The sequence below is a fragment of the Alcaligenes sp. Me129 genome, from assembly GCF_050487245.1.
Taxonomy (GTDB): Bacteria; Pseudomonadota; Gammaproteobacteria; order Burkholderiales; family Burkholderiaceae_B; genus Alcaligenes; species Alcaligenes phenolicus.
Map to the genome: position 1 here is coordinate 257771 of NZ_JBKQGX010000001.1, position 14766 is coordinate 272536.

Below are 14766 nucleotides of genomic sequence, written 5' to 3' on the forward strand. Positions count from 1 at the left end.
GAAAGAAGTGTCGTCGTAGCCCCGGCCAGAGGCGGGGCAGGGGGCTTTAGCGGCTGCGTTCAATCTCGATGCCGACGGCATCACAGTCGGCAAAGGCCTCGGGTTTGCTGGCGCGGATTTTAACGCGTTCCACGGTCGGGAAATCATTCTGGATGCGATCAGCCAGGCGCTCTACCAGTGTTTCCAGCAGATTCGTGTGTTCCGTGGTGCTGACTTCGATCAGTGCCTCGCGCAGCTGACGGTAGTCCAACACGGTCCCGATGTCCTCGTCCTGAACGTCCTGCGTAATGGTGGTGTCGAATTCGGCATCAATATGCAGGGGCTGGCGGTGAACCAGTTCGTGGTCCAGCATGCCGATAGAGGCTTGCACCACCAGATTGTTGATGAATATACGGCGTGTAGTCATGGCAAAAACAAAGTAGCAGGCCCGCCATGGTTGGCGGGCCTGGAAAGAAGATCAGGACTGGCGGCTCAGGACGCATTCGTCCAGAGCAGGGCGCGCCAGTTGTAGCGTGAAGCAGTGTAGTTCATCGCGGCGGAAGGCGTGAACTTGTACGGTCTGGCCGGGTTCATAGGCTGCCAGCAGGCGCTCCAGGCTGGCGGTGTCACTGACACGCAAGCCGTCAATAGCGACCAGGGCATCACCGGCAGACAGCCCGGCTTGATGCGCTGCACCATCAGTGAAGACGGTAGCCAGCTGGCATTGGCCTGCGCTTTGGCGCAAGCGAGCGTTCAGGCTGGGCAGCTTGGAGGAGGCTTGCCATTCCAGCTTCAGGCCTTGTTCGGCCAGCCAGGGTTTCAAGGGCAGGTCCTCGCAGCCTTCCACATAGCGGGCAATGAAGTCGGTAGCGTCATAGCCAGTTGCCTCCAGAATCAGCGCTGGCATGGCGTCCTCAGGGATGCCGTGTGGCTTGCCTTGATAGAACTCGCGCCCATAGCGCTCCCACATCAAGAGCATCACATCGTCCAGCCCCTTGGCCTGCTGGGTATGGCTGCGAATGCACAGGTCCAGACCCAGTGCAATCAGGGCGCCCTTGCTGTAGTAGCTGACCAGTGCATTGGGCGAGTTTTCGTCCTGCTTGTAGTAACGAGTCCAGGCGTCAAAAGAGCTTTGTGCGGCGGACTGCTTGAAGCGCCCGGGGCCTCGTTCAACCGCATTGATGTTCTTGGCCAGCAGCTTCAGGTAGTCGGCTTCGCTCAGCACGCCCGAGCGCAGCAGCATCAAATCGTCGTAGTACGAGGTGAAGCCTTCAAACACCCATAGCAAGCGGGTGTGGTTTTCACGGCTCAGGTCGTAGGGTGCGAAGACGGCGGGCTTGATGCGTTTGACGTTCCAGGTATGGAAGTACTCATGGCTGACCAGGCCCAAAAAGGTCTGGTAGCCCGCGCTTTTCACCGATTTGTCCTGGCCCTGGGTAGGCAGGTCTCGACGCGAAGCCATCAGGGCGGTCGAGGCGCGATGCTCCAGCCCGCCGTAACCGTCATCAGTCACCATGGTCATGAACACGTAGCGCGAGCTGCAATCCAGGAAGGGCGCGCGACGGGTTTCAGGTTCGAAAAAGGCGATTTGCTCGGCACAGATTTTCTCTACGTCACGGGCAATGCGGGGCAGGTCCAGGTTCGGGATGACGCCAGTAAAGACCAGTTCGTGTTCAGCGCCGTGGGCAAAGAAGCTGATGACCTGGGGAGTGCCCATTTCAATGGGGTGGTCGATCAACTCGTCGTAATTGCTGGCGCGGTACAGGCCAAAACCATAGCGCTCTGCCGCGCCTGGCATGCCGGTGGCCTCGGGCAGGCTGGTGTAGACCTGCCAATCTTCCATGTCCTCGTTGGACACCAGTTCCAGCAGGCACGGCTGTTCAGTCTGGCCCTCAACGGCCAGCAGGGCGCTGGTGCCATTAAAGAAAGCGTGGGTCTGATCAATATGTGCGCCGCGTACGGACAGGTCCCAGGCATAGACCTGGTATTGCACGCTCAAGGGGCCCTCGCAGGGCTCGCACTGCCAGCGGTGATTGTCCAGCTTGCGGATGGAAACCGGCTTTTCGCCAGAGAAGGCCGCTATGCTTTCGATCTGACGCGAGAAGTCGCGGATCAGGTAGCTGCCAGGGATCCAGGCCGGAAGGCTCAAGATCTGGCCATCTGTTTGGGGGGAAGTGATCTGTATCTGGACAGTCAGACGGTGGCCGGCGAGATCTGTCGGCTCGGCACGGTAAAGTACGGGTGTAGGTTCCATTCCCCTATTCTATTTAATTTTTCTGGGAGTCAGCATGAACGAACCCTTAGTCAAAGCAGAGGTGCATGGTCGTGTTGCTTTATTGACATTAAATCGGCCCAAGGCTTTGAATGCGCTCAATAACGAGCTGATCGCCGAGTTGTATGCCCTGTTAAAGAAATACGATGCCGACAACGAAATCGGTTGTATCGTGCTGACCGGTAATGAAAAAGCCTTTGCGGCCGGTGCCGACATTGGCGCCATGAAAGACTGGACTTACCACGATGTCAGCTCCCAGGACTATCTGGGTGGCCAGTGGGAAGAGCTGCGCCGTTTCCGCAAGCCCATCATTGCCGCCGTCGCTGGCTACGCCTTGGGTGGGGGCTGCGAACTGGCCATGTTGTGTGACTTCATCATTGCCGCAGACTCCGCTCGTTTTGGTCAGCCAGAAATCAAGCTGGGCGTGATTCCCGGTTTTGGTGGTACGCAGCGTCTGCCCCGTGCCGTGGGCAAGGCCAAGGCCATGGATCTGATCCTGACTTCGCGCATGATGAATGCCGAAGAGGCCGAGCGCTCCGGTCTGGTGTCGCGTGTGGTGCCTGCCGACAAGCTGATTGAAGAGGCGCTGGAAGCCGCCACGGTCATTTCCAGCATGTCCCTGCCGTCTGTCCTGATGGCCAAGGAGTGCGTGAACCGTGCTTTTGAATCGTCACTGGAAGAAGGGTTACTGTTCGAGCGTCGTAACTTCCATGGCTTGTTTGCCACTGACGATCAGAAAGAAGGCATGCGTGCTTTTGTCGAGAAGCGCAAGCCCGAGTTCAAGCACCGCTAAGTTTCTCAATCGCTGATAAAACAAGGGGTGTGTTGTAAAATTGCTGCACTGCAATGTTACAAAATAAGCTTACCCCTTGATGCCATTGAGATTGCGTAAATCAGCCTTGCATTAAGTATCAAACAAGCAAGGCTGAATTTGCTTACAACAAAAAAAAGACGCTATACTTTATGGGTTTGACGACACCGGCTTTTGAAAGGGGCCGATAATATTGCGCGGATGGATTGGCCAAGGCCTTTGCAGTACATCCACCCACACAACGTTATCTGATTGTTTCCTACTATGAATCAGCCGATTTATCAGCAGACAGGCACCACAGCCAAGGTGCAGGCAGCAGGGGACAAAGCACCATTTCCTGAACCCGTAGTACTTACGCCCGAGCAACGTAGCCGCATGGCTCGCCGGGCAGGGCAAGGAATTGTGCGCACACTTGTTGCCCAGGCTTTTATAGGTCTGGTGGCAATTGGCCTGTCGGCATGGATTTCCGGCGCATATGCAGCAGCCTCAGCACTGATTGGTGCGGCTGCTTATTTTGTGCCTAACGCATTGTTCGCATTGCGTCTTTTGCTGGGTTTGATGGGCGGCGGCAACGCCGGAGCGCTTTCCTTCTTCTGGGGGGAGGCATTCAAACTCGGTTTTGCGGTATTGACACTGGCAACGGCTGCCATGGCAAACACGGGCTGGTTAGTTTGGCCTGCCTTGCTCTTTGGCCTGCTGTGTGTCTTGAAGGGATATGTGCTGCTGCTGTTTTTCCGCAAGCTGCCATAACGAATTTTTGTTTCACGGGCTCGTCCCATAACGTATACATCACAGGGTAAATACAGATGGCTGCTGCTAGTGATATTTCGCCTCAGTCAGGGTACATCCAGCATCACTTGGTTCACTTGAACAACTTGGGTGAAAAACAGGATGTTCTGGCCAACTTCGGTGTCATTAACTACGACTCCATGTTCTGGTCCCTGCTGATGGGTCTGGTTGTGGTTTTCTTTCTGTGGCGCGCCGCTTCGGCCGCAACAGCCGGCGTACCAGGCCGCTTGCAGTCTTTTGTAGAAATGCTGGTCGATTGGGTTGAAGACCAGGCCAAATCCATTGTTCCTAATGCCGAGTCCCGGAAATTTGTCTCGCCCCTGGCGCTGACCGTGTTCCTGTGGATCATCATGATGAACGTGCTGGACTTGCTGCCCGTTGATGGTTTGGGCTGGATTTTCATTCAGACCGGTCTGGCCTCCGAGCATGGCGACCCTCTGTACTACCACCGTATTTTGCCTACCGCTGACTTGAACGTGCCAATGGGCATGTCCATGGGCGTGCTGCTGCTGATGTTCTACTACGGCATCAAGATCAAGCACCCCGGCGGCTTTGTCAAAGAGCTGTTTACTGCACCGTTCACCGCGACCGGCCTGATGGCTGTTGTGCTCGCACCTTTCAACTTTTTGCTGAACTGCATCGAATACGCGGCCAAGTCTGTGTCTTTGGGCATGCGGTTGTTCGGCAATATGTTTGCCGGTGAACTGGTTTTCATGTTGATCGCTCTGCTGGGTGGCGCATGGACAGGGTTTAATGGCGCCAGCCTGGGACTGGGTATCGGTCACATTCTGGCCGGTTCTGTGTGGGCAATCTTCCACATTCTGATTGTGTTGCTCCAGGCGTTCATCTTCATGATGCTCACCCTTGTCTATATCGGACAAGCACACGAAGGCCATTAATCCGATTCCGACTGGACAATGGTGTCTGGTTGGGGGGAGCAGGCTTAGCTTGCTAACGCTTTGATTTTTTTGAATTACACCTGATTTTTAACCAAGGAGTTGTCATGACCAACGTAGCTTTCGTTGCTCTTGCTTGCGGTATCATCATCGGTCTGGGCGCATTTGGCGCTTGCATTGGTATCGCCCTGATGGGTGGTAAATATCTGGAAGCATCGGCTCGTCAGCCAGAACTGATGAACGCTCTGCAAACCAAGATGTTCCTGTTGGCCGGTCTGATCGATGCTGCTTTCCTGATCGGTGTCGGTATCGCCATGTTGTTTGCATTCGCCAACCCATTCGTTGGGTAAGAAGGCGAGTCCGTTGCCGCTTTTGGCAGACGGGCAGGCAGTCGTCGTTAGCGGTGTGTTGCTCGGTTTGATCATGCACCGCTTGTCGACTTGAACATACATGTGTCAGGACGCATACCGCATCCTACACACGTGGTATTGAAGGGATACGACCGTGAATTTAAACGCGACTCTCTTTTTTCAGATGATCGTGTTTTTCGTTTTGGCCTGGTTTACGATGAAATTCGTATGGCCGCCACTGACGAAAGCAATCGATGATCGTCGTCAGAAAATCGCTGATGGTTTGGCTGCTGCCGATAAAGGCAAGGCCGATCTGGCACAGGCCCAAGCGCGTATCAGCCTGATGGACGCTTCGGCCAAGTCCGAAAACCATCAACGCATTGTCGACGCTGAAAAACAAGCGACTGCTCTTTTGGAGCAAGCTCGTCGTGAAGCCGAAGCCGAAAAAGCCCGCATTATTGCGCAGGCCCAGCAAGACGCCAACCAGGAAGTGCAACGCGTACGTGAAGGTCTGCGTAGCGAAGTGGCTGCCTTGGCTGTCAAGGGTGCCGAGCAAATCTTGCGACGCGAAGTTGACGCGAATGCGCACGCCCAGCTGCTCGAGCAGCTCAAGGCAGAACTTTAACATCAAGGCAGGCCATGGCTGAACTATCGACTATTGCCAGACCTTACGCCGAAGCCCTGTTCGCCGCCGTGCGCGACGACAGCCAGGGCCTCGAATCGTGGTCGGCCCTGTTGTCCGAAATGGCTCAGGTGGCCGGTCTCCACGATGTGCGCGAGGCACTGAACGATCCGCGCCTGAATAACGGGCAGCGACTCGAACTCTTTACGGGCCTGGTTAAGTCACAGGTCACCGAAAAGGCTCGCAACTTTCTTCAATTGTTGGTGGATAACCAGCGCATCTTGCTGTTGCCACAGATTGCAGAACAGTTTGATCTATTGAAACACCAACTCGAAGGCACGGCGCAGGCACAAATTATCAGTGCTTTCCCGATGGCTGAGGCTCAGGTTGCTGAGCTGACCGCTGGGCTGGAGAAAAAGTTTGGCCTGAAGCTAAAACCGACTGTGACCGTCGACGCTGACCTTATCGGCGGTATTCGGGTGATTGTTGGTGACCAGGTGCTCGACACTTCCGTGCAGGCCCGGCTGGCCAGCATGCGCGATACGCTGACCGCATAGCGCGAGTCAGTAAACAGGATTTCAGGAGTCTGAACATGCAACTTAATCCGTCCGAGATCAGCGAACTGCTCAAGAGCCGCATCGAAGGCCTGGGTGCGTCGACTGACGTTCGTACACAAGGTACGGTCGTATCCGTGACCGACGGTATTACGCGCATCCACGGTTTGTCCGATGTGATGCAGGGCGAAATGCTCGAATTTCCGAACAACACGTTCGGTCTGGCCCTTAACCTCGAGCGCGACTCTGTCGGCGCCGTGATTCTGGGTGAATACACAGGTGTTTCCGAAGGCGACGCAGTTAAAACAACTGGCCGCATTCTGGAAGTGCCCGTTGGCCCCGAACTGCTGGGTCGTGTGGTTGATACTCTGGGTATGCCTATCGACGGCAAGGGCCCGATCAACGCCAAGATGACTGACGTCATCGAGAAAGTGGCTCCTGGCGTTATCGCCCGTGAGTCCGTCTCCCAGCCCATGCAGACCGGCACGAAAGCCGTGGACTCCATGGTGCCAATCGGCCGTGGTCAGCGCGAACTGATCATTGGTGACCGTCAGACCGGTAAAACTGCCGTGGCTGTGGACACCATCATTGCTCAAAAGGGCAATGGCGTTAAATGTATCTACGTTGCCGTGGGCCAAAAAGCCTCCACGATCAACAACGTGGTGCGCAAGCTCGAAGAGCACGGTGCTCTGGAGTACACGATTGTTGTGGCCGCCTCGGCTTCCGAGTCCGCTGCCATGCAATACCTGGCTCCTTACTCCGGTTGCACCATGGGTGAATACTTCCGTGATCGTGGCGAAGACGCCCTGATCATTTATGACGACTTGACCAAGCAAGCTTGGGCCTACCGTCAAGTATCCCTGTTGCTGCGTCGCCCACCAGGCCGTGAAGCCTACCCTGGTGACGTGTTCTACCTGCACTCCCGTCTGCTCGAGCGCGCTGCTCGTGTGAACGCCGAGTACGTAGAAAAATTCACTAACGGTGAAGTGAAGGGCAAGACCGGTTCGTTGACCGCATTGCCTATCATTGAAACGCAAGCCGGTGACGTTTCCGCTTTCGTTCCAACCAACGTGATTTCGATTACTGACGGTCAGATCTTCCTGGAGTCCGACCTGTTCAACGCTGGTGTTCGTCCCGCTATTAACGCCGGTATTTCGGTGTCCCGCGTGGGTGGCGCTGCTCAAACCAAGGTCATCAAGAAACTGTCCGGCGGTATTCGTACCGACTTGGCTCAGTACCGTGAATTGGCTGCGTTTGCTCAGTTCGCTTCCGACCTGGATGACGCAACCCGTCGCCAGCTGGAACGTGGTAAGCGCGTGGTCGAACTGCTCAAGCAGCCCCAGTACCAGCCTCTGGCTGTGTGGGAACTGGCCGTGAGCCTGTACGCTGTGAACAACGGTTACTTCGACGATCTGGAAGTCGCTCAGGTTCTGCCTTTCGAGAAAGGCTTGAAAGATCACCTGCGCAGCAAGTTCGCTGCCCTGGTTGAGCGTATCGAAAGCAAGAAGGAACTGGTTAAAGAAGACGAGGCTGAGTTGGTTACAGCCATCCAGGACTTCAAAAAGCACGGCGCTTTCTAATCATTGTTGGCAGGCGCCGGAAACCCCGGCGTCATGATTAGCGGGAGTCGACAGCCTAGTCTGGCTCCCGATAATGCCCTTACAGGAAAGTGTGATGGCCGGAATCAAGGAAATTCGTACTAAGATCAAGAGCGTGCAAAACACGTCCAAGATCACCAAAGCCATGGAGATGGTGGCGGCATCCAAGATGCGCAAGGCGCAAGAGCGGATGCGTGCTGGTCGTCCCTATGCAGACAAGGTGCGCGAGATTGCTTCGCATCTGATGCAGGCGCACCCCGACTACACTCACCCCTACATGGTTGAGCCTGCCGAAGTCAAATCGGTAGGTATCGTGGTTGTCAGCACGGACAAAGGTCTGTGTGGCGGCCTGAACACCAATATTCTGCGTCTGGTACTTGCGCGTGTTCGCGAGTTTGAGGACAAGGGTATTAAGGTTCAGACAACGGCTCTGGGTGGTAAAGCTGCTGGAACATTGGCGCGTGTTGGTGCCAATCTGGTTTCTCAGGAAGTGGGCTTGGGCGACGCGCCTAACCTGGAACGTCTGATTGGCGCTATCAAGGTGCAGATCGACGACTTCGTGGAAGGCCGCATTGATGCTGTTTATCTGGCGACCAGCCGCTTTGTCAATACGATGAAGCAGGACCCAACATTTATTCGCTTGCTGCCTCTGCCTTCCGGTCTGAAAGATCCTTTCCAGGCTGGTGATCAGGTAGTCGCTCAAGAAAGCGCTAACTCTTCCGAATACGGTTGGGATTACATCTACGAACCCGATGCCAAGTCGGTTATTGACGACTTGCTGCTGCGTTACGTAGAGGGTCTGGTGTATCAGGCCGTTGCCGAGAACATGGCCTCTGAGCAGTCTGCCCGTATGGTGGCCATGAAAGCCGCTTCGGACAACGCCAAGACCGTTATCGGTGATCTTCAGCTGGTCTATAACAAGACCCGCCAGGCAGCGATTACGAAAGAAATCTCTGAAATCGTGGGGGGTGCCGCTGCTGTGTAATCACGGCAAGGCACACCATCAAAGTTATATTGCAAGGACTCAACATGAGCAACGGTACCATCGTTCAGTGCATCGGCGCCGTGGTGGATATTCAGTTCCCCCGCGACAGCATCCCTAAAGTCTACGAAGCATTGACGCTCGTTGACGAAAGTTCGGCTTTCGCAGAAAAAGGCCTGACTTTTGAAGTACAGCAACAATTGGGTGACGGTGTAGTTCGCACCATCGCCATGGGTTCCAGCGACGGCCTGCGCCGCGGTATGGAAGTGGCCGGTTCGGGCGCTCCCATCTCCGTACCCGTGGGTGTTGGCACCCTGGGTCGCATTATGGACGTTCTGGGTCGCCCCATTGACGAAGTCGGTCCTATCCAGTCCGACGAGCGTCGCGCCATTCACCAGGCTGCTCCTACTTTCGACGAACTGTCGCCTTCCGTAGAGCTGCTGGAAACCGGTATTAAAGTGATTGACCTGGTTTGCCCGTTCGCCAAGGGTGGTAAGGTTGGTCTGTTCGGTGGTGCCGGTGTGGGCAAGACCGTGAACATGCTGGAGCTGATCAACAACATCGCCAAGGCACACAGCGGTCTGTCCGTGTTTGCCGGTGTGGGTGAGCGTACCCGTGAAGGGAACGACTTCTACCACGAAATGGCCGATGCTGGCGTTATCCAGATGGACAACCTGAGCGAGTCCAAAGTGGCCATGGTGTTCGGTCAGATGAACGAACCTCCAGGCAACCGTCTGCGTGTGGCACTGTCCGGCCTGACCATGGCCGAGAAGTTCCGTGACGAAGGCCGTGACATCCTGTTCTTTGTGGACAACATCTACCGCTACACGCTGGCCGGTACCGAAGTGTCCGCTTTGCTGGGTCGTATGCCTTCCGCAGTGGGTTACCAGCCTACGCTGGCCGAGGAAATGGGTAAGCTGCAAGAGCGCATTACCTCCACCAAGACCGGTTCGATTACGTCCATCCAGGCCGTTTACGTTCCAGCCGATGACTTGACTGACCCATCGCCTGCTACGACCTTCTTGCACTTGGACTCCACTGTTGTGTTGTCGCGTGACATTGCTGCTCTGGGTATTTACCCCGCTGTGGACCCTCTGGACTCCACCAGCCGTCAGCTGGATCCACAAATTGTGGGCGAAGAGCACTACGCAGTGGCTCGCGGTGTTCAGCAAACGCTGCAGCGCTACAAGGAATTGCGTGACATTATCGCGATTCTGGGTATGGACGAGCTGTCTCCAGAAGACAAGCAGGCTGTTGCCCGCGCCCGTAAGATCCAGCGCTTCCTGTCTCAGCCTTTCCACGTGGCAGAAGTATTTACCGGCTCGCCTGGTAAGTACGTTCCACTGGCTGAAACTCTGCGCGGCTTCAAGATGATCGTCGACGGCGAGTGTGATGCACTGCCAGAACAGGCGTTCTACATGGTCGGTTCGATCGACGAGGCTTTCGAAAAAGCCAAGACTATTCAGTAATAAGGATTACTCATGGCTAAGCTTCATGTTGACGTGGTTAGTGCTGAAGAATCGATCTTTGCTGGTGAAGCAAAGTTCGTGGCACTGCCCGGCGAGGCTGGGGAGCTGGGTATTTTGCCCGGTCACACTCCACTGATCTCGCGGATTCGTCCCGGCACGCTGAAGATCGTTATGGACGATGGCAGCGAAGAGCATATCTTTGTCGCTGGCGGCATACTCGAGGTTCAGCCTGGGAAAGTCACTGTATTGTCGGATACCGCGATTCGCGCACAAGACCTGGATGAAGCAAAGGCGCTGGAAGCCCGCAAGCATGCGGAAGAAGCCCTGCGTAACACCAAGGACAAGGCCGATATCGCTGTTGTGGAAGCCGAGCTGGCCATGCTGGCCGCTCAAGCTGCCGCAGCACGTCGCTTGAGCAACGCGCGCAAGCACTAAGCTCAAGTCAGTAGCATCCGTGAAAAAGCCACCCTTAGGGGTGGCTTTTTTGCGTTGAGATTGTCCAAACGGCAATGAAATACCATACTGCTGCCAACGCCAACGCCAACGCCAACGCCAACGCCAACGCCAACGCCAACGCCAACGCCAACGCCAACGCCAACGCCAACGCCACAACGATTGACAGCATGGCACAGCTCAGCACACGGTAAAGGGCTGAAGGGGTAAGTCGATACATCGTTATCGGCTAAGGCCAGTAGCACACGGTAGTGTCGTCTTCTGTTACTTCGACGCTATTGGGTACTGATTCTTGGCGCGATGGAACAAACCTCAGCGTGAGCCTTTCAGCGATAGCAGGCTTTTTTCTATGCCCAGGTGCCAGTCCCGTTCTATGTTTGCCGAGCCGAATAAAGCATCCAGTTTGGTCTGCGACAGTCCCGACTGCGCCGGCCTTCTGGCTGGCGTGGAGTATTGGCTGGCGGGGATAGCTGTCAGGCTTGGTATTTGGGCTAATAGCCCTAGTCTAAGTGCCCGGGCAAAAATCTCTTGAGCAAAGCCATACCAGCTAACATCAGGCTGTCCGGCAAAATGGTAAATCCCACAAGGGGCTACTGGCTCATTTGCTTTCTGCTGTGATTCAACCAGCTTCTCGGCTAGTGCCAACAAAACCTGAGCAATATGTGGCGCATAGCTTGGGCCACCGATTTGATCTCTCACAATGCTTAATTCAGAGCGTTCTTGACCAAGACGCAGCATGGTTTTCAGGAAGTTGTTCCCGAACTGGCTGAACACCCGGCTGGTGCGCAGAATGACGGCCGAGGGCAGGGCGGCAAGAGCTGCCTGCTCTCCTGCCAGCTTGCTTTGCCCATAGACGCTAAGGGGATGGGTAGGGGCGTCCTCAAGGTAAGGCTGCTCGGCTGAGCCATCAAAGACATAGTCTGTAGAGACATGTACCAGCCCTATGCCACGTTCGGCGCAGGCAGCGGCCAGTAGGCCTGGGGCTTTACCGTTAATCAGATGCGCTGTCTCTGGTTCGGACTCGGCTTTATCGACTGCTGTGTAGGCCGCTGCATTGATGACTACATCGGCTTGATAGTGATCCAAGGCACGGGCAATCGAGGTGTCATGCGTAATATCAAGCTCCTGGTGACTGAGTGGAATCAGTTGCAGCGCTTGCGTTGAGGCGGTCAGTGGGGACTGGGAAGCTAATTGATCAAGGTCAGTTGTGTGCTTGTCGCGTGTAGCAGGTTTGAGACGCTTGTGGCAGCTAGCGAGTGCCTGGCCTAGTTGTCCGTACCCTCCGGCTATCAAGATGCGTGTCATGGCAGCAGGAACTGCTCCAGTCCCGGGTGTGACCTGTCTTTGGCGGAGAGTACAGGGTTTTGAATTGGCCAGTTGATGGCCAAGCGTGGACAATCCCAAGCGAGTCCACCTTCATCGTCCGGCTGATAGTAGTCCGTGCATTTATAGCTGATGTCGGCCTCGTCGCTTAGAACACAAAAACCGTGCGCGTATCCCGGGGCGACCCAAAGCTGTCTGTGATTGTCCTGGCTAAGCTCCAGCCCTACATACTGACCGAAGGTGGTGGAACGAGGGTCTATGTCTACGACAACGTCAAAGATGGCTCCCCGCGTGACACTGATCAGCTTGCCTTGAGGTCTGGTTTTTTGAAAGTGCAGGCCTCGCAGCACAGAGCCTTTGGAGTGGGACTGATTGTCTTGGACAAAGGCGCTCTCTATCCCGGCTACCGCTTGATAGCGTGCCGCATTAAAGCTTTCTTTAAAAAAGCCCCGCTCATCGTTGAATACGCGAGGCTCAATGATCAGAACGCCAGGTAAGTGGGTGGTGTGCGTGCGCATATTACAGTTGCAGCAAGCGGGCCAAATATTGTCCGTAGCCTGTTTTTTCCAAGGCCAGGGCCTGTGTTTCCAGGGTTTGTCGGGATAGCCAACCTTGGTTAAATGCGATTTCTTCCAGGCAGGCAACTTTCAAACCCTGACGATGTTCAATGGTGCGAATAAAAGAGCCCGCTTCCATCAGGCTCTCGTGAGTGCCGGAGTCCAGCCAGGCAAAGCCTCGCCCGAGGATGGACACATGCAGATCATCCAAGTGCAGGTAGGCATTGTTGATGTCGGTAATTTCCAGTTCACCACGAGCAGAAGGGGTGACTTGGCGGGCGATATCCACAACGCGATTATCGTAAAAATATAGCCCTGTCACTGCAAGGTTCGATTTGGGTTTAGCTGGCTTTTCTTCAATGGATACTGGTTTGCCCGCGGCATCCATTTCGACTACGCCAAAGCTTTCGGGATTATTGACGGGGTAGCCAAAAATCGTGGCGCCATGAGGGCGGGTACGAGCCGAGCGCAGCATCTGGCTAAAACCATAGCCGTAGAAAATATTGTCACCCAGAATCAGACAGACAGAATCCGAGCCGATAAAGTCAGCACCAATCAGAAAAGCTTGGGCCAGGCCGTCAGGCGAAGCTTGCTCAGCGTAGGATAGCTTAATACCAAACCGTGAGCCGTCCCCCAGTAAATTGCGGAAATTGGGTAGATCTTCCGGGGTACAGATGATCAGAATCTCCCTGATATCCGCAAGCATCAGCACGGATAAGGGGTAGTAGATCATGGGCTTGTCGTAGACAGGGAGCAAGTGCTTGGACACACCCATGGTGATAGGGTGCAGGCGCGTGCCCGAGCCACCTGCTAATACAATTCCTTTCAAGCTTGTTTTCCCAGGCGATCCAGACGGTAGGCACCGTTCAAGATGCGTTCCCACCAGGATGTGTTTTCAAGGTACCAAAGTACAGTCTTGCGCAGACCCGTCTCAAAACTTTCTTGAGGGTGCCAGCCAAGTTCCGCCCTTATTTTACTGGCATCAATCGCGTAGCGCTGATCGTGACCGGGACGGTCCTCCACAAATGTAATCAGATCAGAGTAACGGTTTAATCCGGCCGGCTTGCCAGGACGTAAGTGCTCGAGAATAGAGCAGATGGCCTGCACAACCTCTAGATTTGTTCGCTCTTGATTGCCGCCGATATTGTAGGTTTCGCCGATATGGCCATGGGTCGCAACGGCGACTAGGGCACGGACATGGTCTTCCACGTAGAGCCAGTCGCGCACTTGCTCGCCATTACCGTAAATGGGTAGGGGTTTCCCACTGAGAGCGTTGAGGATCATGTGCGGAATCAGCTTTTCAGGGAATTGGTGGGGACCGTAGTTATTAGAGCAGTTGCTGATAACTACTGGTAGGCCATAAGTACGATGCCAAGCCCTGACTAAGTGGTCGGAGCTTGCCTTGCTGGCTGAGTACGGAGAGCTGGGGGCATAGGGTGTGCGTTCAGTAAAGCGTGCGTCCGTTTTGCTCAGATCGCCGTATACCTCGTCCGTGGAGACATGATGAAAGCGGAAGGTTTGCTTGCGTTGTGGTTCCAAACTCTCCCAGTAGCGGCGACATTGCTCTAGCAGGGAGTAGGTGCCCACGATGTTGGTTTGAATGAATTCTGCCGATCCATCAATAGAGCGGTCGACGTGAGATTCGGCGGCCAGGTGTATGATGATGTCCGGCTGGAATCGTTCAAGTTGCGCGGATATTTCTGCTGAATCGCAAATATTGGTCTGACTAAACGAGTAATGTGGAAGTTTTTGTGCCCGAGTCAGAGACTCCAAGTTGCCAGCGTAGCTCAACACATCAACATTCAGGATGAGATGATCGCTAGTTTGCAGCAAGTGTCGAATCAGAGCCGAGCCGATAAAGCCGGCTCCGCCAGTAACAAGGATACGCATAGTTCAGTTATGAGCGTCGATTTTTGTTGAGGCTTGCACAGGGTGTGGGGGAGTCTTCCCTGGACAACTGATTGCCAAGCCCCTACCTTAACCCAGATAAAAAGATGGCAGCTGCTTCTAATCATAGAGGATGGCTGGCTTTTTAAAGATTAGGGCTTGTTTGGCTGCCACGGCCTAGTTATCAGCTCGTGCGTTACACGCGGAGAAGTTATATTTAAAAA

General features: G+C 54.9%; 17 protein-coding genes. 11 read left to right on the forward strand and 6 right to left on the reverse strand.

Features of this window, described 5'->3' with window-relative positions; all coding sequences use genetic code 11:
- Positions 1 to 46 precede the first annotated feature (46 nt).
- Entirely contained in the window at positions 47 to 406 is a 360-nt protein-coding gene (gene folB, locus ACLPGZ_RS01165) for a dihydroneopterin aldolase (RefSeq protein ID WP_060185381.1), read from the reverse strand.
- 51 nt (positions 407 to 457) lie between these two features.
- Positions 458 to 2233, reverse strand: coding sequence for a M61 family metallopeptidase (locus ACLPGZ_RS01170; RefSeq protein ID WP_429640934.1), 1776 nt, complete (start codon positions 2231 to 2233; stop codon positions 458 to 460).
- A gap of 34 nt (positions 2234 to 2267) precedes the next feature.
- On the opposite strand from ACLPGZ_RS01170, the gene ACLPGZ_RS01175 reads away from it, so the two are divergent.
- From ACLPGZ_RS01175 to ACLPGZ_RS01225, 11 genes are all read left to right on the forward strand, one after another.
- Complete coding sequence (locus ACLPGZ_RS01175; RefSeq protein WP_035270221.1) at positions 2268 to 3044, forward strand: enoyl-CoA hydratase; 777 nt, start codon at positions 2268 to 2270, stop codon at positions 3042 to 3044.
- Positions 3045 to 3326: 282 nt separating this feature from the next.
- On the forward strand, positions 3327 to 3812 hold the full coding sequence (locus tag ACLPGZ_RS01180; protein ID WP_429640935.1) for an ATP synthase subunit I: 486 nt from the start codon (positions 3327 to 3329) through the stop codon (positions 3810 to 3812).
- 56 nt (positions 3813 to 3868) lie between these two features.
- The gene (gene atpB, locus ACLPGZ_RS01185; protein ID WP_042486016.1) at positions 3869 to 4750 is read left to right on the forward strand and encodes a F0F1 ATP synthase subunit A; all 882 of its coding nucleotides are present in this window, start codon (positions 3869 to 3871) and stop codon (positions 4748 to 4750) included.
- Between the two features lie 104 nt (positions 4751 to 4854).
- The gene (gene atpE, locus ACLPGZ_RS01190; protein WP_003805001.1) at positions 4855 to 5097 is read left to right on the forward strand and encodes a F0F1 ATP synthase subunit C; all 243 of its coding nucleotides are present in this window, start codon (positions 4855 to 4857) and stop codon (positions 5095 to 5097) included.
- A gap of 154 nt (positions 5098 to 5251) precedes the next feature.
- The gene (locus tag ACLPGZ_RS01195; RefSeq protein ID WP_009464119.1) at positions 5252 to 5722 is read left to right on the forward strand and encodes a F0F1 ATP synthase subunit B; all 471 of its coding nucleotides are present in this window, start codon (positions 5252 to 5254) and stop codon (positions 5720 to 5722) included.
- Between the two features lie 14 nt (positions 5723 to 5736).
- A complete protein-coding gene (locus ACLPGZ_RS01200; protein ID WP_003805005.1) occupies positions 5737 to 6276 on the forward strand; it encodes a F0F1 ATP synthase subunit delta in 540 nt (179 codons plus the stop codon).
- A 35-nt stretch (positions 6277 to 6311) separates the two neighbouring features.
- A complete protein-coding gene (gene atpA / locus ACLPGZ_RS01205) occupies positions 6312 to 7853 on the forward strand; it encodes a F0F1 ATP synthase subunit alpha (protein WP_003805007.1) in 1542 nt (513 codons plus the stop codon).
- Between the two features lie 94 nt (positions 7854 to 7947).
- Positions 7948 to 8856 carry a F0F1 ATP synthase subunit gamma gene (atpG, locus tag ACLPGZ_RS01210; RefSeq protein ID WP_035270228.1) on the forward strand — a complete coding sequence of 303 codons (909 nt, stop codon included), beginning with the start codon at positions 7948 to 7950 and terminating at the stop codon, positions 8854 to 8856.
- Between the two features lie 44 nt (positions 8857 to 8900).
- On the forward strand, positions 8901 to 10322 hold the full coding sequence (atpD, locus tag ACLPGZ_RS01215; protein ID WP_035270229.1) for a F0F1 ATP synthase subunit beta: 1422 nt from the start codon (positions 8901 to 8903) through the stop codon (positions 10320 to 10322).
- A gap of 12 nt (positions 10323 to 10334) precedes the next feature.
- Positions 10335 to 10757, forward strand: coding sequence for a F0F1 ATP synthase subunit epsilon (locus tag ACLPGZ_RS01220; RefSeq protein WP_009464130.1), 423 nt, complete (start codon positions 10335 to 10337; stop codon positions 10755 to 10757).
- A gap of 74 nt (positions 10758 to 10831) precedes the next feature.
- Positions 10832 to 10969, forward strand: a complete 138-nt coding sequence (locus ACLPGZ_RS01225; protein ID WP_429640936.1) for a hypothetical protein — start codon at positions 10832 to 10834, stop codon at positions 10967 to 10969.
- 118 nt (positions 10970 to 11087) lie between these two features.
- On the opposite strand, the gene rfbD is transcribed toward ACLPGZ_RS01225, so the two are convergent.
- The 4 genes from rfbD to rfbB are packed head-to-tail and all read right to left on the reverse strand — an operon-like array spanning position 11088 to position 14545.
- Complete coding sequence (rfbD, locus tag ACLPGZ_RS01230) at positions 11088 to 12080, reverse strand: dTDP-4-dehydrorhamnose reductase (RefSeq protein ID WP_429640937.1); 993 nt, start codon at positions 12078 to 12080, stop codon at positions 11088 to 11090.
- A complete protein-coding gene (rfbC, locus tag ACLPGZ_RS01235) occupies positions 12077 to 12616 on the reverse strand; it encodes a dTDP-4-dehydrorhamnose 3,5-epimerase (RefSeq protein ID WP_429640938.1) in 540 nt (179 codons plus the stop codon). Before rfbC ends, rfbD begins: the two co-directional genes overlap by 4 nt.
- A gap of 1 nt (position 12617) precedes the next feature.
- On the reverse strand, positions 12618 to 13484 hold the full coding sequence (gene rfbA, locus ACLPGZ_RS01240; RefSeq protein ID WP_042486025.1) for a glucose-1-phosphate thymidylyltransferase RfbA: 867 nt from the start codon (positions 13482 to 13484) through the stop codon (positions 12618 to 12620).
- Positions 13481 to 14545: a dTDP-glucose 4,6-dehydratase gene (gene rfbB / locus ACLPGZ_RS01245; protein WP_429640939.1), complete on the reverse strand. Its 1065-nt coding sequence runs from the start codon at positions 14543 to 14545 to the stop codon at positions 13481 to 13483. The genes rfbA and rfbB overlap by 4 nt, the downstream gene beginning before the upstream one ends.
- Positions 14546 to 14766 lie beyond the last annotated feature (221 nt).

What these genes read in the sequence shown, in the direction of transcription:
- ACLPGZ_RS01200 (WP_003805005.1), top strand. Translation starts at nt 5,737, where the DNA reads ATGGCTGAACTATCGACTATTGCCAGACCTTACGCCGAAGCCCTGTTC.
- atpD (WP_035270229.1), top strand. Translation starts at nt 8,901, where the DNA reads ATGAGCAACGGTACCATCGTTCAGTGCATCGGCGCCGTGGTGGATATT.
- rfbD (WP_429640937.1), bottom strand. Translation starts at nt 12,080, where the DNA reads ATGACACGCATCTTGATAGCCGGAGGGTACGGACAACTAGGCCAGGCA.
- atpG (WP_035270228.1), top strand. Translation starts at nt 7,948, where the DNA reads ATGGCCGGAATCAAGGAAATTCGTACTAAGATCAAGAGCGTGCAAAAC.
- ACLPGZ_RS01225 (WP_429640936.1), top strand. Translation starts at nt 10,832, where the DNA reads ATGAAATACCATACTGCTGCCAACGCCAACGCCAACGCCAACGCCAAC.
- folB (WP_060185381.1), bottom strand. Translation starts at nt 406, where the DNA reads ATGACTACACGCCGTATATTCATCAACAATCTGGTGGTGCAAGCCTCT.
- atpB (WP_042486016.1), top strand. Translation starts at nt 3,869, where the DNA reads ATGGCTGCTGCTAGTGATATTTCGCCTCAGTCAGGGTACATCCAGCAT.
- ACLPGZ_RS01170 (WP_429640934.1), bottom strand. Translation starts at nt 2,233, where the DNA reads ATGGAACCTACACCCGTACTTTACCGTGCCGAGCCGACAGATCTCGCC.
- atpA (WP_003805007.1), top strand. Translation starts at nt 6,312, where the DNA reads ATGCAACTTAATCCGTCCGAGATCAGCGAACTGCTCAAGAGCCGCATC.
- rfbB (WP_429640939.1), bottom strand. Translation starts at nt 14,545, where the DNA reads ATGCGTATCCTTGTTACTGGCGGAGCCGGCTTTATCGGCTCGGCTCTG.
- ACLPGZ_RS01175 (WP_035270221.1), top strand. Translation starts at nt 2,268, where the DNA reads ATGAACGAACCCTTAGTCAAAGCAGAGGTGCATGGTCGTGTTGCTTTA.
- ACLPGZ_RS01180 (WP_429640935.1), top strand. Translation starts at nt 3,327, where the DNA reads ATGAATCAGCCGATTTATCAGCAGACAGGCACCACAGCCAAGGTGCAG.
- atpE (WP_003805001.1), top strand. Translation starts at nt 4,855, where the DNA reads ATGACCAACGTAGCTTTCGTTGCTCTTGCTTGCGGTATCATCATCGGT.
- rfbC (WP_429640938.1), bottom strand. Translation starts at nt 12,616, where the DNA reads ATGCGCACGCACACCACCCACTTACCTGGCGTTCTGATCATTGAGCCT.
- ACLPGZ_RS01220 (WP_009464130.1), top strand. Translation starts at nt 10,335, where the DNA reads ATGGCTAAGCTTCATGTTGACGTGGTTAGTGCTGAAGAATCGATCTTT.